Here is a 24122-nt window from a genome sequence, read left to right on the forward strand (position 1 = left end):
GTCAGTCCGCGTCCTTCGTGTTGATGGTGGGTTCCACAGACATGCCGGGGCGCAGCTGCACCGCGCCCTTGCCGGCGGCGGCGTAGGCGTCCAGCGTGATCTTCACCGGCACGCGCTGGACGATCTTGGTGAAGTTGCCGGTGGCATTGTCAGCCGGCAGCAGCGCGAACTTCAGCCCGCTGGCGGGGGAGATGCTATCCACCCGGCCATGGACGACGACGCCGGGATAGGTGTCGACGGCGATGTCCACCGGCTGGCCCGGCTTCACGTCGGTCAGCTGGGTTTCCTTGAGGTTGGCGACAACATAGACCTGGTGGAGCGGCACCACCGCCATCAGCTGGGTACCCGCCTGGACATAGCGGCCGACGCGGACGGAGCGGGCGCCCACCACGCCGTCCACCGGGGCGGTGATGGTGGCATAGCCCAGATTCAGTTCGGCCTGGTGCTCCGCAGCGCGCGCCTGGTCCACCTCCGTCTCCGCCGTGACTTTCTGGGTCTTCAGCACCTCCACCTGCTGGCAGGCGGCGACAAGGCCGGCCTCGGCCGTGCTGAGGTCGGCATCCGCCTGTTGGCGCACGGAGGTCGCCTGCTGCGCCTTCTGCGCGCTGCCGGCGCCGGTGATGACCAGCTGGTTGAAGCGGTCGCTGTCCTGGCCGGCGAAGGTGGCCGCGGCCTTGGCCGACACCCGGCGGGCGGCGGCCTGGTCGATGAGGGCCTGCTGCAGGGTGATCTGCGCCTGGATGTTGGCCACCTTGGCCTCCGCCGTCTGGCGGGCGGCCCGGGCCTGGTCCAGCGCCGTCCTCAAATCCTTGTCATCGATGATGGCCAGGGGCTGGCCCGCCTTGACCATCTGGTTGTCGTCCACCAGCACCTTGGCGATGTAGCCGGAAACGTGCGGCGCGATGGTCGAGGCGTCGGCATCGACGTAGGCGTCGTCCGTTTCCACCAGGAACCGGCCGGTACGCCAGTAGTCCAAACCATAGTGGCCGGCGGCAGCCAGGGCGGCGATGCCGACACCGGCCAGCAGGACGCGCTTGAGGAGGCCACCGGCACGGGCACCGGCGACAGCGGGGGCGGCGGTATCAGTGATGTCGACCATGGAAATCTCCTGAGGAACCAGAAGGGGTGGGTTCAAATTTCGATACAAGTTGGACCGTTTCGTAATTAACGAGCAGCGTCGCCTTTGAATACGAGACATGTCGTGTCGTAATGTCTCACTGCCCTCGCCCCGCCTCCGAATGGGGCCTATGGTGAGGTGGATGCCCGGGCACGCCCACGCCCCGGACCATTGCTGAGGAGAACCCCCATGGCCCCCGTCGGTCGACCCCGCAGCGACGCCAGCCACGCCGCCATCCTGAAGGCGACCTATGAGCTGCTGCGGGAAGAAGGGCTGGCGCGGCTGACCCTGGACAAGGTGGCCACCCGGGCAGGCGCCTCGCGCAGCACGCTGTATCGCTGGTGGCCCAGCCGGGGCGCCATTGCCATGGAGGCGACGCTGGACATGCTGAATCGGGAGCTGTCGCTGGAACCCAAGGGCGACAACGCCCTGGCGGAGTTTCGCCGGCTGCTGAAGTCGGTGGCGCGGGCCATGCGGGGCAGCACCGGCCCCATCATGGCCGGCATCCTGGCGGAATGTCAGCGCGACCCGGAAACCCTGCGCCTGTTCAAGGAGAACCTGGTGGCCCCCCGTCGGGCGGAGGTGGTGCCCCTGCTGGAACGGGGCATCCAGGACGGATCCATCCGCCCGGGCGTGGCACCACACACCATCCTGGATCTGACCTTCGGCGCCATCTACCACCAGTTGCTGCTGCACGTGCCCACCGATGACGCCTGGATGGACGGCGTCATCGACATCCTGGTGAACGGCATCGCCGCCAAACCAACAGCCTGATCCACTGATCAGCCCAGGCGCATGTAGCTGCCCATGTCGGCCTTGATGCCCCACTTGGCCAGGAAGGCGCCGGGGTTGAAATCCTGGCGCCGGTACTCCTCAGCCGCACGGGCCTTGGCGGCGGCCATGGCCTCCTCACTTTCCCACTGCACCAGGGTGACGACGCCGTAGTCGCCATCATCCAGCCGCCATTCATACAGGCCATGCTGCAGGCAGCCGGGCTGATCATGCAGGAAGCCGTCGATGAAGCGGATACGCTCGACAAAGGCGTCGCGCGCCGCCGCCGGCACGGTGAATTTGTCAATGCGATAGCGGTGACTGGCGTCCGCGCAGGAGGGCACGGGGGCATGGGCGTTCATAAGGGCTGGCTCCAACCGGATTGTTCAAAGGCGTCCGCAGGCTAAGACCTCAACATAAGTTGAGGTCAAGCGGCAAAATGGGCCGCTTCGGCTTGGTCAAATCCCATGTGACAACGCTGTCAGAAAATGTCATGCTGTGTCCCACAAGAAAATTGGGGAGGACCGGAAAGTCATGACCATCGCCGCCGACACGTCATGCCGTGCGCACGGCGCCGGGCTCGCCCCAACGACCAACCGCCTCCCTTCGCTGGATGTGCTGCGGGGCTTGGCCGTCGCCGGCATGATCCTGGTGGTCAGCCCCGGCGACTGGGACAAGGCCTACGCGCCGCTGAAGCACGCCCCGTGGGACGGCTGGACCCTGGCGGACATGGTGTTCCCCACCTTCCTGTTCAGCGTGGGCCTGGCGATCGCGCTGTCCTTCGGCAAGCTGGCGCAGGACAAGCGGGCGGCGGGGGCCAAGATCGCGCGGCGGGCCCTGACGCTGATCGCCCTGGGCCTGGTTCTGAATGCCCTGCCCTATTTCGACCTGCCGCATCTGCGCCTGCCCGGCATCCTGCAGCGCATCGCCCTGTGCTACACCCTGGCCACCACGCTATGCCTGGCGACCGCCAGGGTGGATCCGGACGCCGGCAGCACGGTGAACCGGCGAGCACTGTTGGTGGCCATGGTCGCCATCCTGCTGGGCTATTGGGGGGTGCTGGCCTGGGTGCCGGTGCCCGGCATCGGCGCGGGGCATCTGGACCCGGGCGGCAACCTGCCATCCTGGATCGACCGCGGCGTCTTCACGGTGCCGCATCTGTGGCCTTATGGCACCGATGCGGCCGGCGCCGTCGTCTATGATCCCGAGGGCCTGCTGTCCACCCTGCCCGCCACGGTCAACGTGCTGGCGGGCGTGCTGGCCGGCACGGCGCTGAAGGCGTCCGAAAGCCGCCTGAACCTGCTGGTCGCCGCCGTCCTGCTGATGATGGCGGGCTTGGCGCTGGACCCCGTGCTGGTCATCAACAAGCGCATCTGGACCAGCAGCTTCGCCCTGTTCAGCAGCGGCTTTTCCTTAGGTGTCCTGGTCCTCCTGTCGGTGCTGCTCGACCAAGGGCACGCCACCCTGCCCCAGGCGCTGAGCTTCCCCTTCCGCGTGCTGGGCGGCAACGCCATCCTGGCCTTCACCCTGTCACAGAGTCTGAGCGCCATCGGCGGCGTGCCCTTCATCGTCACCGCGCAAGGTCCCATCACCCCGCAGGGCTGGGGCGATGGGCTGGCGGGGGCGGTCATCGCCGACCCCTACCTGGCATCCTTCGCCTGTGCGCTGGGCATCCTGAGCGTGGTGGTGCTGGCGCTGCTGCCCCTGCACCGCAGGGGCCTGCATGTGCGGCTTTAGACGGCCAGGGCGGCCTTGGCCTCCAGCAGCTTGACCAGGGCCAGCAGCGCCTGGTTGGCCGGCGTGGGGATGCCCAGGGCCGCGCCCTGGCGCACGATATGGCCGTTCAGGTAATCGATCTCACTCCGCTTGCCCCGCGCCAAATCCTGGGCGGTGGAGGAGAATTGGTTGGGCATGGCCGCGGCCAGGGCCATGACCCGATCCAGGATGTCCTCGCCCACGGCGATATCGCGGGCGCGCGCCACGGCCACGGCCTCCGCCACCACGTCGGCCATGACGGCGCGCACCTCGGGCACCGTCACCATGGTGCCATAGGTCACCTGCGCCACCGCCGACATGGCGTTGTAGGCACAGTTGATGATCAGCTTGTCCCACAAGGCGGCGGTGACGCCGGCCGACACCGTGGCCGGAATGTTGGCCGCCCGCAGCACTTCGGCCACCCGCCCGCTGTCCGGGCCCGTGCCCAGGATCAGGTCGCCCCGGCCATGGTGGCGCACATGGGCCGGCCCCGCCATGTCGGTCGCGACATACACCACCACCGGCACCACCGGCCGGCCCAGCACGGCGGCCAGCCGTTCGGCGTTGTCGACGCCGTTCTGCATCGCCAGCACCACAGCACCCGGCTTCAGATGAGGCAGCATGGCGCGCCCTGTCGCCTCGGTATCTGCGGACTTCACGCAGAACAGCACCAGGTCGGCATGGGCCAGCGCCTCCGGCCCCGGGGCGGCGGCGATGGCGACCTGGCCGTCGAACCCATCCTTCATCTGCAGCCGGAGGCCATGGGCGCGCACCGCCTCCACCAGGGCCGGCCGGCCCACCAAGGTGACGGCATGCCCGGCACGGGCCAGCAGGCCCCCGAAGAAGCAGCCGACCGCGCCGGCCCCCATGACACCGATGTTCATCCTGCGAATCTCCCGTGTGATAGCGCGCCTTTCGCTACGCGGCGTTGCGGTTAAGGTGCGGGGGACCGGGAAGCGGCGCAACGGCCCATCGCTCATCCCTCCCCCGCCGAAAGCGCATCCGCCTGGCCGGATCACGCCCTTCACCGTACCGTGGCGGCCTGGGAAAAGCTGGGCTGGCTGTCCAGCGGCCGCGCCCAGGGACGGTCCCGCATCACCCTGCACGACCAGGCGGCGCTGGCTGCGGTGGCGGAAGAGGGGCGGGAATGGCGACGGTCAGACCTCGACCGGCTGCTCCGCTCCCTGGTCCACCCCCCGGCCCACCCTTTGACCGGGCCGGAAGAACAGCGCCAGCAGCACGGCCCCGGCCAAGGCCAGGGCCGTCGGCACCAGGAACAGGGTGCGGTAGTCCACCGCCGCCTGCGGCCCGGTGGCCGTTTCCACCACCACCGTCCACCGGCTGGACAGGGCGGGGAAGACAAAGCTGGCGATGACGTTACCGACGCCCAGGATCAATAGGTTGAACAGACCCTGGGCGCTGACCCGGACATCCTTGGGGAAGGCGTCATCGACGAAGATGTACACGGTGGCGAAGAAGAAGGCGTAGCAGACGCCGTGCAGCAACTGCACCGCCACGATGGCGGGCACGCTGTCCGCCAGGAAGGCGAAGACCAGGAAGCGGGCGGCATGCCCCAGGATGCCGATGATCATGGTGAGCCGCCAACCCAGGCGGGCCAGCACCCAGCCCAGCACGGCCATGGTCGCCATCTCCGCCACCTGGCCCAGGCTCAGCACCACCATGCTGAGGTTGCCGGCGATGCCCACGCGATTGGTGAGGAAGGCATCCGACATCACGAAGTAACCGTTGTGGACCACGGCGTCCAACAGCGTGACCAGGAACAGCACGGCCACCGCGGGCTGGCGCAGGCTGGCGAAGGCGCGGCGCCAGGCTAGCCGGTCGACCGTACCCTCCCGCCCCCCTTCCCGCTGGGGCGGGGTGTGCGGCAGGGTCAGGGCGTAGGCCGACATGGCGAAGGAGAGGATGGCGGCGACCAGAAAGATCCAACGCACCTGGGCCGCTGTCGCCTGCGCGCCCAGCAGGAAGACGAAGGGCCAGCTGGCCAGCACCCAGCCCAGCGTACCGCCCACACGCACCGCCCCGAACTCCCGCGCCGGCTGCGCCAAGTTGGCGAAAGCCAGGGTGTTGCCCACCGACAGGGTGGGCACATAGACCAGGCTGTAGCCGAGGAAGCAGGCGAAAAAGGGCCAGAAGTCGGTGGCGAACCCCGCCCCGACCAGGCACAGCCCGCCGATCAGGTGGCTGACCGCCAGGAAACGCTCCGCCGAAAAGCGGCGGTCGGCGAACTGGTTGGAGAAGAAGATGCCGATGACCGACGCGATGCCCCAAGCGCTGCCCACCAGCGCCTGGTGGCCGGGCCCGAAGCCCAGCATGGTCATATAGGGGAACAGCTTGGGCGCCCAGGCACCCCAGATGGCGATCTGCAACGCCATCATCACCAGCAGGCGCGTCCTCATGCCCCTCCCCCATTTTTCGGTTTGCCGCCCATCCCTGCGGCTTGGCCGACTCATAGGGCTGATTGGCGTTCATGTAAACCTTTACATCGATAGCCAGGGAAATGGGCGCCCATGATACGTGCTGCCCCAGCTGCAGCAAAATCCCCTACCCGGCGTGCTTCCCCGCCCCCTATAACGGACCCTCCATTCCGGCACCGGAGGTTCCTTCCCATGTCGCGTACCAGGCCCATGTCGCGTACCAGGAAAGCCGTGGCGCTGCGCCATGTGGCGTTTGAGGATCTGGGCCTGCTGGCGCCCGTGTTGGCCGCCGGCGGCTGGGATGTGGAGTATCGCGAGGCGCCAGTGGACGACCTGGCCCACCCGGCCATCGCCGATGCCGACCTGCTGGTGGTGCTGGGCGGCCCCATCGGCGTGTATGAGGATAAGGAACATCCTTTCCTGACCCAGGAGATCGCCCTGCTGGAATGCCGGCTGGCGGCCGGGCGGCCGGTGCTGGGCATCTGCCTGGGCGCCCAGTTGATGGCCCGCGCCCTGGGATCCCGTGTTTATGCCGGTCACGCCAAGGAGATCGGCTGGGGCGCCCTGGATCTGACCGAGGCTGGGCGCGCCTCCTGCCTGGCGCCGTTAGGGGAACCCGGGGCCCGGGTGCTGCATTGGCACGGCGACACCTTCGATCTGCCGCAGGGCGCCACCCGCCTGGCCGGCAGCGGCCTTTATCCCAACCAGGCCTACAGCCATGGCACAAACGCCCTGGCCCTGCAGTTCCATATCGAGGCCGATCCGGCGCGCTTGAACCTGTGGTACGTGGGCCACGCGGCAGAGCTGTCGGCCGCAGGCCTGTCGGTGCCGGAGCTGCGCGCCGCCGGAACTGTGATGGCTGCCCGCGCCGCCGACCAGGCGACGCGTATATTCAACCCCTGGCTGGCGCGGCTGGACTGAGCCAGCGCCATCGTTTGCCCCTCGAGGACGCCTTCCCATGTTCCAAGCCCGCACCAGCGACACCCCGCGCGACAAGGCCACGCTGTACAGCGACCTGAAATCCGACCTCAGCGGCCTGTTGACCGATGAGCGCGACGCCATCGCCAACGCCGCCAACCTGTCGGCCCTGCTGTTCACCACCCTGCCCGACCTGAACTGGGCCGGCTTCTACTTCATGCGCAACGCTGCCAAGGGTAACCTGGGCGGCACGCGAGAGCTGGTGCTGGGCCCGTTCCAGGGCAAGCCGGCCTGCGTCCGCATCGCCGTGGGCCGGGGCGTCTGCGGCACCGCCGTGGAACGGCGCCAGTCCGTGCTGGTGGAGGATGTGCACGCCTTCCCCGGCCACATCGCCTGCGACGCGGCCTCGCGCTCCGAACTGGTGGTACCGTTGATCCTGGATGGCCAAGTGCTGGGCGTCATCGACCTGGATAGCCCCAGCCCGGCCCGTTTCGACGCGCAAGACCAGGCTGGTGTCGAGGCCTTGGCGGACCTGTTCGTCACGGGTAGCGACTGGCCGCTGTAATCGCCTAGGGTAGCGCCCGCCGCAGTTCGATAATGCCGTGCCCATGGCGACGGCGAGACACGCCCTGACCGCCGGGTCCATCGGCACCATGATGCTGGCGGTCATGAGCCGGGCCACACTGGGCCATACCGGCTGCCCCCTGACTGCCGACCGGTGACGGTCGGTGTCTATCTGCTGGTCAACGGCGCCACCCTGTCCCGCATTGTGGCCAGCCTGATGGGGGCGCGCACCTATCGCTGTTGGTCCTTTCGGCCCTGCTCTGGATCGCCGCCTTCGCCCTGTTCGCGGCGCGCTATCTGCCTTATTGGCGGCGGCCGCGCCTGGAGCGGATCGCGTGAGGCCGCTTGCGGCAAGACCGACGAAGCCGGCCGTTGTGACTTGGGCGCGACAGGTCCCTGTCGGCCGACCTCACCCCCGCACGAGGCCATCGCCGCAGTTGACCAGAAAATTTGTCGCACTGGGTGTGCGTCTCGACTTTTCTTCGAGACTCCAACCCGGGATGTTCGTATATTTTGAAGATCAAAAAAAATCCGATAGGCTCTCCTCCGCGATTTGCCAAGCAAATCGATCAGCCTGGGTGTTCTATATGCGCAGAACATCCGCTCTCGTAATATATTTTACTTTTGGCATGGGTGGCAGTCACGGAAAATTCGTAATTCATATCCGGGAAAACGCCATGAAGAATACAGTTCTTAATAAATCGCCAAAACGGCATAATCCGGATACGATTGCTCTTATAAAATTAATGTGCGATCAAGGTTATCCGATTTACAGGATCGCCAGCGCATTGAATATGAGCCCAAGTTATTTATCAATATTGATAAATTGGTATTTTCCGGAACTCTCCAGCCGAAATATCGACCTGCGATTATATCAGCTTGAAACGATCGAAGCGCTGCTGCGCGCTGGTGAAACCGTGCCCTCGATCGCCGTGATTCTGGGCAAGAGTCAGCACACCATCCGACAGTACATATATAGGAATATCCCAGGATTTGGCGGGACGAGCAAGCTGACGCCCGAGATCATCGCCCATATCGGCGCCCTGTACCGCCAGGGCCATAAGCCAGCGCATATCAGCCGGGAAACCAGCGTCTCGGAATATTATGTCCGTAACGCCATCGGCCAGTACTTCCCCACCTTGAAGCCGCGCAACCCCGTCGTCCTGAAGGATCGGATCCGCAAGATCGGGGAGATGCTGGATGCCGGCCAATCCTACAAGGCGATTGCCGCGGCTCTGGGCACCAGCACCGGCAACGTCCATTCGCTGATCTTCCGCCATTTCCCCAGCCGCCGGAATGAACCGCGGGGCGGAAAGTACATCGCGAAATGAACGGCGCCCCGGCCGGCATCGACGCCGGCCGGGGCGCCCATCATCAATGATAGCCCGCGTCCGCCTTCACCTTGCCGCGGAAGACCCAATAGGACCAGCCGCTGTAGAGCAGGATGATGGGCAGCAGGAACAGCGTACCCACCAGCAGGAAGGCCTGGGTGCTTTCCGAGCTGGCGGCGTCCCACAGCGAATATCTGTGGGGCACGATGTTGGGCCACAGGCTGATGGCCAGGCCCAGGTAGGCGGTGATGAACAGGCCGATGCCATAGACGAAGGGCCAGGCGTGATGGTCACGGCCCAGGCTGCGCCAGGTGGCCCAGGCCAGCACCGCGCTGGCGAGGGGCACCGGCGCCAGGAAGATGATATTGGGCCAAGTGAACCAGCGCTGGGCGATGTCGGGCTCGGCATAGGGAGTCCACAGGCTGACGATGCCGATGCCAACCAGCACCAGGATCAGCGCCCGCCGCCCCTGCACCCGCGCCCAGTCCTGCAGGCCCCCCTCCGTCTTCAGGATCAGCCAGCCGGCGCCCAGCAGGGTGTAGCCCGCCATCAGGGCCACGCCCGTCATGACGGAAAAGGGCGTCAGCCAATCGAAGGAACCGCCGGTGAACTGCCGCCCCTCCACCTGGAAACCCTGGATGAAGGCGCCCAGCACGGTGCCCTGGGCGAAGGTGGCGACGGCGGAACCGTAGGCGAAGGCGTTGTCCCAGAAGCCCCGGTGCTCCTTGTCCTTGAAGCGGAACTCGAAGGCCACGCCACGGAAGATGAGGGCCAACAGCATCAGCAGCACGGGGAAATACAAGGCCGGGATGATGATGGCGAAGGCCAGGGGAAAGGCCGCCAGCAGGGCCAAGCCGCCCAGGATCAGCCAGGTCTCGTTACCGTCCCAGATGGGGGCGATGGAGTTCATGATGATGCCGCGCGACGTGCTGTCGGGGTTCAGGCCGTAGAGCATGCCCACGCCCAGGTCGAACCCGTCCAGCAGCACATAGAAGAAGACGCCGGCGCCCAGGATCACCGTCCAGACGCCGACCAGGTCGAGCATGGGGCCGTTCATGGCGTATGTCCCTCCGCAGCATGTCCCTCGGGAAGTTGGGCGAGTGGCAGGGCCACCACCGGCTGGGCCGGCCGGCCGCTTTCCACCGGCGTGTCGTTCTCCGCATCGTGATCCAGCGGCCCGTTGCGCACGATGCGCCGCAGGAGCAGCAAACCCGTGGGGTAGATCAGCAGATAGACCGCCATGTACATCAGCAATGACAGGATGACGTCCCCGCCGGTCAGAGACGGCGTCACCGAGTCCGCCGTGCGCATCAGGCCATAGACGGTCCAAGGCTGGCGACCCACCTCCGTCGTGGTCCAGCCGGCCAGCACGGCGATGAAACCGAGAGGCCCTGCCCATTGCAGGCCGCGCAGATACCAGCCGGTCGTATAAAGCCGCCCGGACCAGCGCAGCAGCCAGCCCACGCCGACGATGGCCAGCATGGCCAGGCCCGCCCCCACCATGACGCGGAAGGCCCAGTAGACGACGATCACCGGCGGCCGTTCGTCGGCCGGGAAATCCTTCAGTCCCTTCACCGCCCCATCCCAGTGATGGGTGAGGTACAGGCTGCCCAGCTTGGGCACGGTGATCTCGAAATGGTTGGTTTCCGCCTTCTGGTCGGGGAAACCGAACAGCGACGCCGGGACGCCCTGCCCGCCTTCCCACAGCCCTTCCATGGCGGCCAGCTTGGCCGGCTGGTGTTCCAGGGTGTTCAGACCGTGCATGTCGCCCAGCACGATCTGTAGCGGCACGAACAGGGTGAGGAAGCCCAGCGCCATGCGCATCATCACCCGTCCCTCATCCGGGAAGCGGCCCTTGCGCAGGGTGTAGGCCGCCACCGCCAGCACGACGAAGGCGGTGGTGACATAGAAGCCGCTGACCACGTGGGCCAGGCGGTAGGGGAAGCTGGGGCTGAAGATGATGTCCACCCAGCTGGCGGGGAAGAAGCGTCCGTCGACGACGGTGTAGCCGCGGGGCGTCTGCATCCAGCTGTTCACCGCCAGAATCCAGAAGGTGGACAGCAGGGTGCCCAGGGCCACCATGCTGGCCGCCACGAAATGGGCCCAGGGCGGCACCAGCTTGCGCCCGAACAGCAGCACGCCCAGGAAGGCGGCCTCCAGAAAGAACGCCGTCAGGCCCTCATAGGCGAACAGCGGCCCCACCACGTTGGACACGGCGTCGGTGAAGCGGCTCCAGTTCGTGCCGAACTGGAAGGGCATGACGATACCGCTGACCACGCCCATGCCGAAGGTGACGGCGAACACGCGGATCCAGAACTTGGAAATCCTCAAGTAAACGGGGTTCTTGGTCCAGGCGTGCAGCCCTTCCAGCATGGCGATGTAAGAGGCGATCCCCACGGTGAAGGCTGGCAGCAGGATGTGCCAGGCCACCACCCAGACGAATTGCAACCGGGACAGGATCAGGGGATCCAACAGGCGGTCGGTGGACATGGGACTGGTCTCCTTCTCGAAGGCCGCCGGGGGGTGGAGCCTGTCCGCGGTTGAAAATGCCCCTGGCGTTTACGTGCGCTCAAGATCCGCTTGATCGGGCGAACCGTCCAGCGGTCGAATTGTCTAAGGCACTGAGCCCAGGAATGATTGGTGATTTTTGCGGTAACTTGTCGGAACCGGTTGGCATCCGTGCCCGGGTGCAAGAATGGCTGCGGCCCGGCCTATCCACCGGCGCCCTGCGCCGGGGCGGAAGGGATCGTCCAGTACCGGTCGTCACGACCCGCATCGCATGACACTCATAACAAAACCGGCGAACACGACCGTGTGTATGGGGTATAGATGTATTCCTCGCGCTGTTTTTGAGGGCCCCATGCGGCTGTCGAGCTATACGGATTACGCGTTGCGCACGCTGGTGTTCCTGGCGCTGAAGTCTGACGGCCTGGCCACCATCAACGACGTCGCCCAGACCTACGACATCTCGAAGAACCACTTGATGAAGGTAGTGCATCAGCTGAGCCAGCTGGGATACGTCGAGGCCGTGCGCGGACGGGGCGGCGGGCTGCGCCTGGGCCGAAAGGCGGAAGATATCTGTCTGGGCGAGGTCGTCCGCGCCACGGAGCAGGAGCTGGACATCCTGGAATGCTTCTCCAGCACTTCTCCCGCGCTGTGCCGTCTGAACCCAACCTGCGTGTTGAAGTCCGCCCTGAAGGAAGCGTTGCAGGCCTTCCTGGCCGTGCTGGACGACTATACCCTGGCCGACTTGGTGAAGCCCCGCCGCACCCTGGCCGGCTTGCTGGACCTGCCGCTGCCCCCCAGCCTGGCCGGAACCGCCTGATCGCCCCCCAAGCCCACGGTGTCCCGATCAACGCAGGGTCGCCCTGATGGCAACGATGGTGACAGGGGAACGCCCAGCCCTTACCGTCGGTTTCACCCCACCCGCATCCTTGCCGGATGTCATTCGCGATGCTGAACCGACTGCGCGCCGCCCTCAGGCCGGCCCAGGCCCGTCCCGACCGGACGGCGCCCCGGGCGCCGGACGGGCACGTCCTCTATGCCGTGGGCGACGTCCACGGTGAATTGGGATTGCTGCGCCGCTTGCTGGACGCCGTCGCCCGGGACCACGCCAGGATGGTGGAGAGCCACGGCCCCCTGACGCCGGTGCTGATCATGCTCGGCGACTATGTCGACCGGGGTCCGGACAGCCGCGGGGTCATCGACCTACTGCGCGGGGGCGCCGACCCGGCCGGCCGCACCCTGGACGATATGCTGCCCGGCTTCACCCGCCATTGCCTGCGCGGCAACCACGAACAATCCATGCTGGATTTCCTGGCCGATCCCCTGGCCGCCCTGCGCTGGCTGGACTTCGGCGGACCGGCCACCCTGCGCAGCTATGGCCTGCCGGCGGTGATGGAGGGGCCGGCCGTACTGCAGGCCGTGGCGTTGAGCGAGGCATTGGCCGCCCAGCTGCCCCCATCGCACCGCCGCTTTCTGGACGACCTGGCGTATCAAGTCGTCTACGGCGACTACGCCTTCGTCCACGCCGGCATACGCCCCGGCCGGCCCCTGGCCGAACAGACGGCGGAAGACATGCTGTGGATCCGCGCGCCCTTCATGCTGGCCGAGGGGCCGCACGAGAAGGTCATCGTCCACGGCCACACCATCGTGCCGGACGTCGACATTCTGCCCCAGCGCATCGCGGTGGACACCGGCGCCTATCGCAGCGGCCGCCTGTCCGCCGTGGTCCTGCACGGATCTGACATCCGCGTCCTGGATGCCCAGCGGGCGGGGCCGCTGTAAGGCCCCTATCCCGCCCTGTCCCCCGTATCCAGCGTCACCGTGCCGGTGGCGCGGGAGACGCAGACGCACATCTGGCGGCCCTCCGCCTTTTGCCGGTCGCTGAGGAAGACGTCGCGGTGGTCCAGGGCGCCGCCGGCCACATCCACCACGTCCAGGGCACAGAGGCCGCATTCACCCCGGCGGCAGTCGTACATCAGGTCGGCACCAGCCTCCTGCAGGGCCGACAGCAGGGTCTGGTCAGGGCGCACGGTCACCGTCAGGTTCAGGCGGGGCACCTGGGCGATGAACGGCTGGGCGGGAGAGGCGCCGCCGGCACCAAAGGTTTCCAGCCGGAAATCGGACGGCGGGCGGCCCAGGGCGGCCCACGCCTGGCGCGCCGCCGCCATCATGGGGGCAGGCCCGCAGATATAGACCTCGCCCCCCGGCGCCACGCGGGCCAGCTCAACCTTGAAGTCGATGGCCTGGCCCTCGGCATCCAGGAAGATCTGCAACCGGTCACCCAGCAGCGTCCGCAATTCCTCCACGAAGGCCAGGTCCACGGCGCGGCGGGCGGCGTAGAGCAGGCGGACTACGGCACCCCGGCGGGCCAGCGCGCGCGCCATCGCCAGGATGGGGGTGATGCCGATGCCACCAGCGATCAGCAGGTGATCGGGCCGGCCGGCCGACAGCTGGAAATGGTTCAGGGGCGCGCTGATGGTCAGGCGCGCGCCTGGCGTCAGGCCCCACATGTAGGCGGAACCGCCTCGGCTGTCAGGCAGCCGCTTCACCGCGATGCGCAGGATGCCGTCGCCCGGTTCCCCCACCAGGGAATAGTGGCGCACGTCCGGCTGGCCGCTGATCAGCACCTGCACCTGGATGTGCGATCCAGGGCCGTAGGCCGGCACTGGCCCCTCCGGCTGGATGTCGAACTGGCGGATGCCATCGGCCACGTCGCGGGTGGCCAGCAGGCGCCCCGATCCCCATTCCGCCTTGAATCCCATAGGTCGTTTTCCTCCCGTTATGTTTCAGCGCCACGGTCACGGCCACGCCGCCGCCAGTCGCAGCAGTGATCCGCCGGGCAGGCCGGTCAGCTTGTCCCGATCGCTCAGGGCGGCGCGCAACCGGCGCTGGGCCACGCGGGCATGCTCGGCCGCCAGCGCCTCGGCCCGGGCCCCTTCGCCCCGGCTGATGGCTTCAAGCAGCAGGCGGTGCTGTTCCTGGGCCACCACCAGGGTGTCGCGGCCCGCCGCCTCGGTGGCGTGCAATTGCACGAAGGCGGAAGGGCCGGCGAAGGGTTGTGCCGCCGCCTGCTCCACCGCGCGCGCCACGACGCCGCTGCCCGCCAGGCGCACCAGTTCCTCATGGAAAAAGGCGTTGAGGCGGACATATTCGTCAAAGTCCGCCTCGCTCAGCGCCGGCTGGGCCACCAGCCGGTCCAGCGCCGCCACGCAATCGCGCAATGGCCCCAGGGCGGCGGCGGCGGGGCGGCGCTCCGCCGCCAGGCGGGCGGCCAGGCCCTCCAGCGTGCCGCGCACCTCGATGGCGTCGGCAAGATCCGCGGCGGTGAAGGCGCGCACGACGAAACCGCCGCTGGCCCCGGGCGCCACCAGCCCTTCCTGCGCCAACCGCTCCAGGGCCAGGCGCACCGGCGTGCGCGACACGCCAAGCCGCTCGACCATGGCCGGTTCGGACACGCGCTTGCCGGGCGGCAGTTCCCCCGCCAGGATCAGCTCGCGCAGACCCTGCTGCGCGCGCGCTACCTGCATGCCCCTGCCCTCTTCCTCCGCCACCATCGCCTTCATTCCGCCGCCACCCGCTGGGGTCGCTCGGCCGCGATCATGCGGTCGATCAGGCGGCGGGCCCACATGCCGCCGGCATCGATGTTCAGATTGTAGAAACGGCGATCCGGATGGCTTTCGATGGCGCGCTGCTGCGCCTCCAGCACCTCTTCATCCTCGCCGAAGATGCGGTGGACGCCCTCGCGCAGCTCGTGGGTCAGGCGTTGTTCGCCCAGGCGGTAGTTGCGGCAGAAGGCCCAGAAGTAATGGCAGCTGCCGTCCGCTTCGGGCGTGATGGTGTTCAGCACATAGCCGTTGACACCCTGGCTACGGTCGCCCTCCGGCGCGCCGGTGCCAGCGGGGGCCACGCCCACGTCGATGGCGATGGTGCAGGGTGCCTCGAAATTGATGATCTGCCAGCGGTCGACCTTGCCCGGCTTGCCCAGCTGGGCCGCCCAGAAAGGCGGCGGGTCGATGCCGTGCATCCAGCGGGTGACGGTGGCGGTCTTGTCGGTGTGGGTCACCTGGAAGGGGGCCTCGGCCACCGCGTCGTTGCCGATGCTGGAGCCGTGCACGAAGGTTTCGTGCGTCAAGTCCATCAGATTGTCCAGCACCAGGCGGTAGTCGCACTTGACCGTGATCAGGCGGCCGTCGCCCGCCCACTCGGGATCATGGTTCCAGTGCAGGTCGGGCACCAGCGCGGGATCGGCCAGGGCCGGATCGCCCATCCACACCCACAGGAAACGGTGCCGTTCCACCACCGGGTAGGATCGCACGCAGGCCGCCGGGTTCAGCGTTTCCTGGCTGGGCATGTGGGTGCAGCGGCCGTTGGCGGCGTATTCCAGGCCGTGATAGCCGCAGCGCACACCATCGCCCACCAGCCGGCCCTTGGACAAGGGCACCAGGCGATGCCAGCAGGCGTCGGCCAGGGCCACGGGCGTGCGGTCCAGCTGACGATAGAACACCAGTTGCGTGCCGCAGATGGTACGCGGGAACAGGGCCCGACCCACCTCATGGTCCCAGGCCGCCGCGTACCAGGCGTTGTCCGGCCAGGCTTTCGCCGCCGTATCCGGCCCAGAGGCCCCAGCCCCGGAAACCAACGAACGCCCCGTCACCCAGGACTGGCCCTCACCCTGCGCCCGATCGTCCCGACCCATGGCACCGCTCCTCCACATTTGTTATGGAGCATATGTACCTGAAGACTAAGTTGCATGCAACTCCGGTCTCATGGATCAAAATGTCGGCCACCACACCCATTTCTGCATACACCAGCCCCGGCACGCATAGGGTCCGCCGGCCAAGGTGATGCCGTCGGACCCCAGGATGACGGTGGCGTTGCCCTGGCCGGCATCGACGTGACGGATGTTCAGCGCATCCTGCGTCCAGGGCGGCAGGCCGCCGCCCGCACAAGGCCCTTTCCGCCCCCGCAGGAAAGGGCCCACGCGGCCAACCTCAGGCCCGGCCCGACTTGACCGGCAGGTCCTGGGGCGCGTTCACCAGGGCGTCGGCATGGTCCAGCAAGTGCTGGCGGATCTGGCGCCCGCTGAGGCCGGTGTCCGCCAGGCTGTGGCTGTTGAACACGGTGCGGTCCCTATCGCCGCGCCGCAAGCCGTGGGCCCACAGGTAGAACTCCCCGGTGGCCGCTTCCATCACGATGTCATCCAGGCCCGCGCCCAGGCGCTGCATTTCCGCCGGGCTTAGTTCGGCCACGAAGATGATGAAACGGCGCACGGACTCGTCGTTCTCACGGTTGATGCGCAGGATATGGCGGATGCCCTGCTCCATCAGCGCGTTGATGCTGGTGCCGTCCAGCGCCGCGCGGATCTTGATCTGCCGCAGCAGGTCGGGTTCCAGGCGGAAGGTGGTCATGACCCGCTGATCCTTAAGCTTGGGGGTGGCTTTTTCCGGCATGACGGTCGTGCTCCTCTTCGGGGCGGTCCCGTCCATCAAGCTTTCATGATGGCATCGGGACCTTGGAAAAGGCCCGGCCCCCGAGGGAGCCGGGCCCGGTGATGGACTTAGAACGGGTAGTAACGGAAAGCGGTGTAGAGCACCGTGTCGTCGGTGCTGGGGCTGCCGCCCACGCCCTCGAATAGGTCGCGGCGGATGTATTCGCCCTGCATGCCGAACTGCATGGTGCCCATGTTGCCGTGGTAGAATTTCCACCAGAAGCCGGCCGTAGCCTCCCGCACCGAACGGGTGTTGCCCGCGCAGGCGAGGGGCGAGTTCTCGGTGTAGCAACCGGTGTTGACGGCCAGGCCGTTGCCATAGCCGTAGGCCTTGCCGGCGACCGTGAACGCCTTGCTGTCGTCCTGTTCCAGGCCGTAGTAGGCGTACAGATCCCAATCGGACGTGGGGTGGCCGATGACGCCGGCCATGGCCGTGACCTCGGTGATGGGCGACAGGCGGCCGTAGGGGTTCACCGTCACGTCCGGCAGGCTGGACGAACCATAGCGGCCGATACCCTGGCCGGCCATGGTGCTCAGCTGAATGTCCACATACTTGGGCACCACCGGCAGGATGGCGGCGGCACCGAAGCCGAAGCCGGTCTCGGTGTAGTTTTGACCGGCGGCACGGCTCTGGAACTCACGCGCCAGACCGAACACCTCGTAGTGGCCCCAGCCGGGCTCGGCCACGGCCTTCACGATCAGGTCGGGGGCGATGTCGGTGGAGTAGTTGGCCGTGCTGTTCAGCAGCGAGCCGCCGGGGTTGGTGTTGCTGTTGGGTACCAAAGCGGTCGAACCGCTGATGGACGCCTGCGGGCTTTCCAACGCCACACCCAGCCAATAATGGCGGTTCCAGTCCTTGACCACGCGCAGGCCCCAGTTGCGGGTCCAGTCGAAGCCGGCGGCGTACTGGGCGTCCGGGCCCATCGGCAGCGCTTCGGTGCGGGGATCGATGCCGGACTTGTTGGTGGTGACCAGGCTGAAGGACTGGCCCGCCAGCAGGTGCCAGCCGGTATCCTTCCAATCGGCGGTCAAGTAGCCCTGGCGCAGACGCGGAACATAGCTGTTGCTCTGCCCGCTGTTGGAGGACGTGCCGACGCCCAGGAAGTCGGATTCGAAGTAGGCGCCCAGGTGGGTATCGGGGCCGACATCGCTTTCGGCCAGCATGGTCACGCGGCTCTGGCGCGCGCTGCCGCGGAACTCACCCCGATCATAGTTGGAGGAGTTCTTCAGCGGGATGGCGGCATAGGGGGTGGCGACGTCCGCGGTCATGTTGCGCGAGCGGTAGACGCTGGCCGCTTCGATGAAGCCGCCGAAGGTCAGCTTCACGCCCTTGCCCAGGCGCAGGCTGTTGTCGTTGGGGTCGGTCACCTTCTGCTGCTGGGCGATCTGCGTGGCGGCGGTGGCCGCCTTCTCCGCAGCCGCGCGGGATTCCACCACCGCCTTGGCGTTGGTGTCCTGCTGGGTCGCCAGCGCCTGCAGCTGCGACTGCAGCGCCTGGATCTGCTTGTTCAGGGCGTCGATCTGCGCCTGGGTCGCCACGATCTGGGTCGGCGTGGCGGCGGTGGCGGCAGCCGAGGCGGCCTTCTTATGCTTCGTGGTGCTGGCGGCGTCCTCAGCGCGCGCCGCGGTCGCTGCACCCATCAGGGCGACGCAGGCCGTGGTCATGAACGCGGCACGCACGAAGGCGCGGCCTTTCCGGATCTGATGCGGCGGATGGGTCCATCCGTTCCGCGCTTCAATAGACATTACTGTCCACTCCCATCAACTGATTGGCTTCTTATCCGCACCCGGACAGGCGCGATGGCCCTTTAAAGCAGTTGTCGATTGAAGAAATGTGGCAGTCGACTAAAGGATCTTTTAGATAAGTAAATTCATTTTTAAGATCCCATGAGCGGCTTTAAGCCGCATGTGCGAGAAATCATTCAATGTAAAGCACGATATACTGCTATATTACTAGCTAAAGACCGCGCCCCGCCGCCGGGTTTTCTGGGGGATGCAACCGGCGGCGGGGCGGGCCGATAGGCCCTGGGTGGTTTTGCGGGGGCCACCCGGGCCGTACGACGGATCCCCAGACAGGCGGGACGGGGATCCGTCGATGGCGGGCGAGGGCGGGAAGCGCCTTAGTTGATGGGCACCAGGGTCTGGGTCATGGCGGCGTCGAGATTGTCGACGCAGCGGGAATGTTCCCCCGTGCCAGGGGTAAAGCCGACCTCAGCACAGGCGCGGTTCTCTTGCGCCAGCCGCTGGGTGGCGAAGGAGGGGCCAGCGCAGGCGGCCAAGCTGCCGCCGATGCCGGCGACGAGGGTGACGGCGGCCAGGATGGCGGCCCAATGGGCCTTGATCAGGCGGCGGCTGATGGCGATGGTCATGGTTTAGTTCCCCCCGGCGATGTCGATCGGGTTTTGGGTGGAGTGATAGGCGGCGACATGGGTGGCGTTGCCCAGGACCTTGTCGCGATAGTTCAGCACGCACATGGCGTAGTCCGGCGTATCCGGGGTCAGGCCCTTCTGGCTGCACGCCGACTGGCCGGCCAGATTGGCGGAAGCCTCCGCCCGGTTCGTGGCGGCTTCGGCCAGCGATCCGGTCAAGCTGTCCACGCAGGCGACATAGTCGGTGTTGGGTGCCGTCAGGCCCATGGTGTCGCGACAGACGCGCTTCACGGTGTCCAACTGAGTGGCGGGAACCGTCGCGGCATGGGCGCAAGCCGCCACCCCGGCCCATATCAGCAGGGCCAGACCGGCCTTCTGCACTTTGGCATTATTCAGTATACGCTGCATCTTCCACTCCAACCGTCAAGTGAATGACTGATGGATCGAATGTTATCGTCACGGACTCGCGTCACAACTAAAGCTTAGTTTATTTATTAAAACTGATTTTAGGTTTTCAATAATTGAGTCAACCAACTTACCAAACATGTCTTCAGTAAACTCACGCTGACAAGAACCATATTGGTCGCACCATATCGAAAGTTTTAAAAATCCTGCGGCAGATGCGCAGGGTTTTTTACAACTACATATCATGATATATTGCGACATTAGGTCACATCCCAGACTTTCACGGGCTAATGCGTTATCACAGCGCTCGCATAGCCAAAATTATAATTTTTTTTAGAAATCATTCGTCCTTTTTAATTGGCGGCGTTAATCAAACGAGCCGAAAGTTCCGGCGGCAACGTCCCCGCCAGAGGACCGCCGTCGTCCGTTTCCCGCCCCAGCGGTATCGCCGCGTTCACCCTGTTTGGTGGTTGCCACCGGCACGCCCTTGGCGGATGGTCAGGCTTTCGCCTTGGACGCGCATGCGCCCAGGGTAGTGGCGTAACGGCTGACGGCGGAACCGGCGGATGGACATCGACACATTCGACGATCAGGGATGGTCCCCCGTGACTTCCAAAGCTCACATCCTGCTGATTGAGGATGATCGGGAAACCGCCGATGAAATCATCCGCGACCTGGCCGACCGCGGGTATATGATCAGCCACGCCGACAATGGCCGCGTGGGCCTGGAGCGGGCGTGCGAGGGCAAGTACGACCTGCTTATCCTGGATCGCATGCTGCCGGAGGTGGACGGCCTGTCCATCATCAGCCAGCTGCGGGCCGAGGACGTGCGGGTGCCCGTGCTGTTCCTGAGCGCGTTGAACGACGTGGATGAACGCGTGCGCGGGCTGAAAGCCGGCGGCGACGATTACCTGACCAAGCCCTTCGTGCTGTCGGAACTGTCCGCCCGGGTAGAAGCCTTGCTGCGGCGGCCGGCGGAGCCGCGCACCACCCGCTTGCGCGTGGGCCCGCTGGAGTTGGATCTGATCAGTCGCGAGGCCAACCGCGACGGCCGTCCGGTGGAACTGCTGCCGCGCGAGTTCAAGCTGCTGGAGTACCTGATGCGCCACCCCGCCCAGGTCATCACCCGCGCCATGCTGCTGGAAGACGTGTGGAACTACCGCTTCTCGCCCCAGACCAACTTGGTGGATGTCCATATCGGCAAGCTGCGGCGCAAGGTGGACGCACCCGGCGACTTCCCCATGATCTACAACATCCGCAACGTGGGCTTCGTTCTTCGTGAACCTCAGTGACATCGGCGGTATTCTATTGTGACCGCTGAGATGCCGCCTTGCGCGCCCGCAAGTGCCGGGCGCCGCCATCCGGCAGCCTGGCTCACGCGCCTCACGACGCGGCCCGCCAGCCAGCGCGCCCCGGCAACACCTTCGCATGACCGTTGGTACGAGATAGCCCGCACCACCAGTTTCCGGCTGGCCATTGTGTTCGCCTGCTTCTTCGCCGGGTCGTCCCTGCTGTTGTTCGCCTTCATCTACTGGCGGGCCACGGTGTTCGAGACCAACCGCATCGACGCCCTGATCACCGAGGACGCACGCACCCTGGCCAGCGAAGACCAGGACGCCATCCTGGCCCTGATCAACACCCACGTGACAGGCGACTTCCACCGTGTGGGCTATGCCGCCCTGTTCGCGCCCAACGGCAGCCGCATCGCCGGCAACCTGGAAGGAGTACCGCCCGGCCTTCCCATCGACGGCAAGGTCCACGTGGTGCGCGCTGCGCGCATCGACCTACCGGCCATGGGCGCCATCGACGTGCGCCTGACGGCGCGGCGCACCGCCAGCGGCAACGTCTTGGTCATCGGCCGCAACGGCCAATACATGGTCATCCTGCGCGAGGTGGTGGTGCACGCCCTGACCATGGGCGCCATCCCGGCCATGGGCTTGGCGCTGGCCGCCGGCATGTTCCTGGCCTGGCGCACCCAGCAGCGCCTGAAGGAGGTGCATCGCGCGGCGGAACGCATCATGGGCGGGGAGGTGCATGAGCGCCTGCCCATCGCCGGCATGAGCCCCCGGGATGAGCTGGACCGCCTGTCCCTGCTGTTCAACGGCATCCTGGATGAGACGGAGCGCCTGCTGGGCGAGATCAAGGCCACGGGCGATGAGATCGCGCACGACCTGCGCACCCCCTTGACCCGCGTCCGCGCCCGCCTGGAGCGTACCCTGAAGGGCGACATGGGGCCGGAGGAGACGCGGGAGACGGTGGGCAAGGCCATCGGCGGCCTGGACCAGGCGCTGGCCATCATCACCGCCCTGCTGCGTATCCGCGAGCTGGAGAACAGCAAGCGCCAGCGCGGCTTCACCACCCTGGATCCGGCCGAGGTGATCCTGCTGATCGAGGAATTGTACCAGCCCATCGCCGAAACCAAGGACATCGCGTTCGCCATCGACATCACGCCCGTGCCGCCGATGTTCGCCGACCGTGACCTGCTGATGGAGGCGGTGGGCAACCTGGTGGACAACGCCCTGAAGTTCACGCTCCCGGGCGGCCGGGTCACCCTGGCGCTGGGCCCGCGCGAGGGTGACGGCGCCACCGTCATCCGCGTGGCCGACAGCGGCCCCGGCATCGCGGCGCACGAGCGCGACCTGGTCTTCTCCCGCTTCTACCGCTCCGACCGCACCCGCCACCTGGAGGGCACCGGCCTGGGCCTGAGCCTGGTGGCCGCCATCGCGCGCCTGCACGGCATGGCACCCCGCGTCGGCGACAACAACCCGGGCTGCGTGGTGGAACTGGTGGCGGAAGGGACGTCGATCGTCAGGCCGCCGGCGGGGGGGATCGGAGGCGATTGAACAAGACTGCGATGAGAATGCCGAGCGCGGCGGACGGAGAGCCCAGGAACAGCGCAAGCGGCTCAGCCAAATCATCTTCTAGTGCGCATCACGTCCTGGTCGTCGATCTGATGGAGGTTTACGTCTTCCATCACCCCACCAACGTCACGCCATCAGCGTGGGCCGCCCGCACCAGAGCGTCGTCCAACGTCGCCAAAGGCACAGCCAATCGCTGTGCCAGTTCCAGGTAGGCAGCGTCGTATGCCGTCAGCCGGTGCTGCCGGGCCAAGCGCATGACGATGGCGCTATCTGGTGAGTTGTCTACCCGGATCGGAAGCTGAGCCAATAGCGCCAGAGCCCGCGCCGTCTGCATTTCATCCAGGCGCCGACGGCGCTCATTGACCAGCAACATGTTTCTGATCTCGAACCACCAGAGGCTTGGCACCACGGCCGGATCGGTGACCAGACGCTCAAACGCGATGATCGCGGCGTCACAGCCTTCGTCGGGCATAAGCCAACTGGCGGCTACCGAAACATCCACCACGAAAGGCATCAGTATTTATGCCCTTCGTGCCGGGCAGACAGGATCTCTTCCAGCGTCAGCTTGGGCATGGTTTGCCGGAATTCCCGAATCAACGCCTGCGCGCGCCGTATCTCCGCCTCACGACCCTGGGATTCCGGCACGATACGAGCCACGGGGCGGCCATGACGGGTAATGATGATCGTCTCACCTCGTTCCACCTCATCCAGTAGCTGGGGCAGATGCGTCTTGGCATCGGATGATTGAACCTCACGCATGAGACTACCCTTAGCAATTGGTCGATTTATTTGGTCGAAAATATACCGCCCTCTGATCCGGGTCAATCCAGGCCCCACATTCCTCTCCCCGGTTGCCAGTCCCTGAGCCAACGGGCAAGGTGACCGGCCTCAAGAAGACGAACGCAGGGACGCCGCGGGCCCATGATCACCATCTTCCCCAATGTCCTGAGCCCCCAGGAAATCGGCCAATTGCTGGCGGGCCTGCGCGGCACGCCGTTCGCCGATGGCGCCGCCACAGCGGGGGAGCAGATCCGGCAGGTGAAGAAGAACCTGCAATTGCAGGCGGGCATGCCGGGCTATGACGGCGCCTTCCGCACGGTGGTGCGCGGCATCGAGCGGTACGAGGATTTCCGCCGCGCCCTGTTCCCCCTGTTCATGGCGCCACTGGCCTTCAACCGCTATGACGAGGGTATGGAGTACGGCGCCCACAACGACATGCCGGTGATCTTCACACCGGACCGTGGGGCGGTGCGGGCGGACATCTCTTTCACCCTGTTCCTGTGCGATCCCGCGTCCTATGACGGCGGGGAACTGGTCGTCAACCAAGGCGGGCACGAACAGGCGTTCAAGCCGGCAGCGGGGTCGCTGGTCGCCTACCCGTCCGGCGCCATCCACCGCGTGGCCAAGGTGACGCGGGGCACCCGCATGGCCGCCGTGGGCTGGCTGCAAAGCATGATCCGCCGCCCGGAGCATCGGTCCATGCTGTATGACCTGGGCCAGGCCCGCACCCATCTGCACAGCCTGGAAGGCAAGAGCGCGCAGTTCGACGCCCTGGCCCGCATCTACGCCAACCTGATGCGCGAATGGACGGAGCTATGAGGCG

At 66.4% G+C, this 24122-nt stretch carries 26 protein-coding genes; 11 read left to right on the forward strand and 15 right to left on the reverse strand.

The genetic code is table 11. The annotated features are described in order from the left end of the window. Nucleotide 1 precedes the first annotated feature (1 nt). Nucleotides 2-1099, reverse strand: coding sequence for an HlyD family secretion protein (locus FBZ87_RS24265; protein ID WP_246134570.1), 1098 nt, complete (start codon nt 1097-1099; stop codon nt 2-4). A gap of 207 nt (nt 1100-1306) precedes the next feature. Here FBZ87_RS24265 and FBZ87_RS24270 point away from each other — a divergent pair, with 207 nt between their 5' ends. Beyond that, the gene (locus tag FBZ87_RS24270) at nt 1307-1891 is read left to right on the forward strand and encodes a TetR/AcrR family transcriptional regulator (RefSeq protein WP_145613172.1); all 585 of its coding nucleotides are present in this window, start codon (nt 1307-1309) and stop codon (nt 1889-1891) included. Between the two features lie 8 nt (nt 1892-1899). Here FBZ87_RS24270 and FBZ87_RS24275 read toward each other — a convergent pair whose 3' ends face one another. Next, nucleotides 1900-2250: an antibiotic biosynthesis monooxygenase gene (locus FBZ87_RS24275; protein WP_145613173.1), complete on the reverse strand. Its 351-nt coding sequence runs from the start codon at nt 2248-2250 to the stop codon at nt 1900-1902. Nucleotides 2251-2422: 172 nt separating this feature from the next. On the opposite strand from FBZ87_RS24275, the gene FBZ87_RS24280 reads away from it, so the two are divergent. Further along, entirely contained in the window at nt 2423-3625 is a 1203-nt protein-coding gene (locus tag FBZ87_RS24280; protein WP_145613174.1) for an acyltransferase family protein, read from the forward strand. Here the strand turns inward: FBZ87_RS24280 and FBZ87_RS24285 are convergent. Next, the gene (locus FBZ87_RS24285; RefSeq protein ID WP_145613175.1) at nt 3622-4527 is read right to left on the reverse strand and encodes a ketopantoate reductase family protein; all 906 of its coding nucleotides are present in this window, start codon (nt 4525-4527) and stop codon (nt 3622-3624) included. The two genes, FBZ87_RS24280 and FBZ87_RS24285, sit on opposite strands and share 4 nt — an antisense overlap. A gap of 273 nt (nt 4528-4800) precedes the next feature. After that, entirely contained in the window at nt 4801-6060 is a 1260-nt protein-coding gene (locus FBZ87_RS24295) for an MFS transporter (RefSeq protein WP_145613176.1), read from the reverse strand. Between the two features lie 210 nt (nt 6061-6270). Here FBZ87_RS24295 and FBZ87_RS24300 point away from each other — a divergent pair, with 210 nt between their 5' ends. The 4 genes from FBZ87_RS24300 to FBZ87_RS24315 all read left to right on the forward strand — a co-directional run bounded on the left by FBZ87_RS24300 (nt 6271) and on the right by FBZ87_RS24315 (nt 8891). Next, nucleotides 6271-6999, forward strand: a complete 729-nt coding sequence (locus FBZ87_RS24300) for a glutamine amidotransferase (RefSeq protein WP_246134571.1) — start codon at nt 6271-6273, stop codon at nt 6997-6999. A gap of 37 nt (nt 7000-7036) precedes the next feature. After that, nucleotides 7037-7561, forward strand: coding sequence for a GAF domain-containing protein (locus FBZ87_RS24305; protein ID WP_145613177.1), 525 nt, complete (start codon nt 7037-7039; stop codon nt 7559-7561). 43 nt (nt 7562-7604) lie between these two features. Then, a complete protein-coding gene (locus FBZ87_RS24310) occupies nt 7605-7718 on the forward strand; it encodes an NnrS family protein (protein WP_145613178.1) in 114 nt (37 codons plus the stop codon). Nucleotides 7719-8237: 519 nt separating this feature from the next. Then, the gene (locus FBZ87_RS24315; RefSeq protein WP_145613179.1) at nt 8238-8891 is read left to right on the forward strand and encodes a hypothetical protein; all 654 of its coding nucleotides are present in this window, start codon (nt 8238-8240) and stop codon (nt 8889-8891) included. A 43-nt stretch (nt 8892-8934) separates the two neighbouring features. Here FBZ87_RS24315 and cydB read toward each other — a convergent pair whose 3' ends face one another. After that, nucleotides 8935-9948, reverse strand: coding sequence for a cytochrome d ubiquinol oxidase subunit II (gene cydB, locus FBZ87_RS24320; protein WP_211107164.1), 1014 nt, complete (start codon nt 9946-9948; stop codon nt 8935-8937). After that, the gene (locus FBZ87_RS24325; RefSeq protein ID WP_145613180.1) at nt 9945-11381 is read right to left on the reverse strand and encodes a cytochrome ubiquinol oxidase subunit I; all 1437 of its coding nucleotides are present in this window, start codon (nt 11379-11381) and stop codon (nt 9945-9947) included. Before FBZ87_RS24325 ends, cydB begins: the two co-directional genes overlap by 4 nt. A gap of 370 nt (nt 11382-11751) precedes the next feature. Here FBZ87_RS24325 and FBZ87_RS24330 point away from each other — a divergent pair, with 370 nt between their 5' ends. Both FBZ87_RS24330 and FBZ87_RS24335 read left to right on the forward strand, forming a co-directional pair. Further along, on the forward strand, nt 11752-12216 hold the full coding sequence (locus FBZ87_RS24330; protein WP_145613181.1) for an Rrf2 family transcriptional regulator: 465 nt from the start codon (nt 11752-11754) through the stop codon (nt 12214-12216). 128 nt (nt 12217-12344) lie between these two features. Further along, nucleotides 12345-13178 (forward strand): metallophosphoesterase, encoded by an 834-nt coding sequence (locus tag FBZ87_RS24335; protein WP_145613182.1) that lies wholly within the window; start codon nt 12345-12347, stop codon nt 13176-13178. 5 nt (nt 13179-13183) lie between these two features. On the opposite strand, the gene FBZ87_RS24340 is transcribed toward FBZ87_RS24335, so the two are convergent. The 7 genes from FBZ87_RS24340 to FBZ87_RS24370 all read right to left on the reverse strand — a co-directional run bounded on the left by FBZ87_RS24340 (nt 13184) and on the right by FBZ87_RS24370 (nt 19661). Beyond that, nucleotides 13184-14158, reverse strand: coding sequence for a PDR/VanB family oxidoreductase (locus FBZ87_RS24340; protein WP_145613183.1), 975 nt, complete (start codon nt 14156-14158; stop codon nt 13184-13186). 36 nt (nt 14159-14194) lie between these two features. Next, nucleotides 14195-14959: a GntR family transcriptional regulator gene (locus FBZ87_RS24345; protein WP_246134572.1), complete on the reverse strand. Its 765-nt coding sequence runs from the start codon at nt 14957-14959 to the stop codon at nt 14195-14197. Beyond that, nucleotides 14956-16092 carry an aromatic ring-hydroxylating dioxygenase subunit alpha gene (locus FBZ87_RS24350; protein WP_145613184.1) on the reverse strand — a complete coding sequence of 379 codons (1137 nt, stop codon included), beginning with the start codon at nt 16090-16092 and terminating at the stop codon, nt 14956-14958. The genes FBZ87_RS24345 and FBZ87_RS24350 overlap by 4 nt, the downstream gene beginning before the upstream one ends. Nucleotides 16093-16387: 295 nt before the next feature. After that, a complete protein-coding gene (locus tag FBZ87_RS24355; protein WP_145613185.1) occupies nt 16388-16846 on the reverse strand; it encodes a hypothetical protein in 459 nt (152 codons plus the stop codon). Between the two features lie 107 nt (nt 16847-16953). After that, a complete protein-coding gene (locus FBZ87_RS24360) occupies nt 16954-18564 on the reverse strand; it encodes a FlxA-like family protein (RefSeq protein WP_145613186.1) in 1611 nt (536 codons plus the stop codon). Between the two features lie 440 nt (nt 18565-19004). After that, nucleotides 19005-19253: a hypothetical protein gene (locus tag FBZ87_RS24365; protein ID WP_040849120.1), complete on the reverse strand. Its 249-nt coding sequence runs from the start codon at nt 19251-19253 to the stop codon at nt 19005-19007. Between the two features lie 3 nt (nt 19254-19256). After that, a complete protein-coding gene (locus FBZ87_RS24370) occupies nt 19257-19661 on the reverse strand; it encodes a hypothetical protein (RefSeq protein WP_145613187.1) in 405 nt (134 codons plus the stop codon). A gap of 602 nt (nt 19662-20263) precedes the next feature. Between FBZ87_RS24370 and FBZ87_RS24375 the strand changes: the two genes are divergently transcribed. Beyond that, nucleotides 20264-20950, forward strand: a complete 687-nt coding sequence (locus tag FBZ87_RS24375; RefSeq protein ID WP_422394478.1) for a response regulator transcription factor — start codon at nt 20264-20266, stop codon at nt 20948-20950. 186 nt (nt 20951-21136) lie between these two features. Further along, nucleotides 21137-22501, forward strand: coding sequence for a sensor histidine kinase (locus FBZ87_RS24380; protein ID WP_186454956.1), 1365 nt, complete (start codon nt 21137-21139; stop codon nt 22499-22501). Nucleotides 22502-22631: 130 nt separating this feature from the next. Here FBZ87_RS24380 and FBZ87_RS24385 read toward each other — a convergent pair whose 3' ends face one another. Together FBZ87_RS24385 and FBZ87_RS24390 are read right to left on the reverse strand one after the other, a co-directional pair. Beyond that, nucleotides 22632-23033, reverse strand: a complete 402-nt coding sequence (locus tag FBZ87_RS24385; protein WP_145613190.1) for a type II toxin-antitoxin system VapC family toxin — start codon at nt 23031-23033, stop codon at nt 22632-22634. Further along, the gene (locus FBZ87_RS24390; RefSeq protein WP_145613191.1) at nt 23033-23278 is read right to left on the reverse strand and encodes a type II toxin-antitoxin system Phd/YefM family antitoxin; all 246 of its coding nucleotides are present in this window, start codon (nt 23276-23278) and stop codon (nt 23033-23035) included. The genes FBZ87_RS24385 and FBZ87_RS24390 overlap by 1 nt, the downstream gene beginning before the upstream one ends. A gap of 162 nt (nt 23279-23440) precedes the next feature. On the opposite strand from FBZ87_RS24390, the gene FBZ87_RS24395 reads away from it, so the two are divergent. Continuing rightward, the gene (locus FBZ87_RS24395; protein WP_145613192.1) at nt 23441-24118 is read left to right on the forward strand and encodes a Fe2+-dependent dioxygenase; all 678 of its coding nucleotides are present in this window, start codon (nt 23441-23443) and stop codon (nt 24116-24118) included. The last annotated feature ends 4 nt before the right edge of the window (nt 24119-24122 follow it).

This window comes from Nitrospirillum amazonense (genome assembly GCF_007828035.1).
Lineage (GTDB): Bacteria > Pseudomonadota > Alphaproteobacteria > Azospirillales > Azospirillaceae > Nitrospirillum > Nitrospirillum amazonense.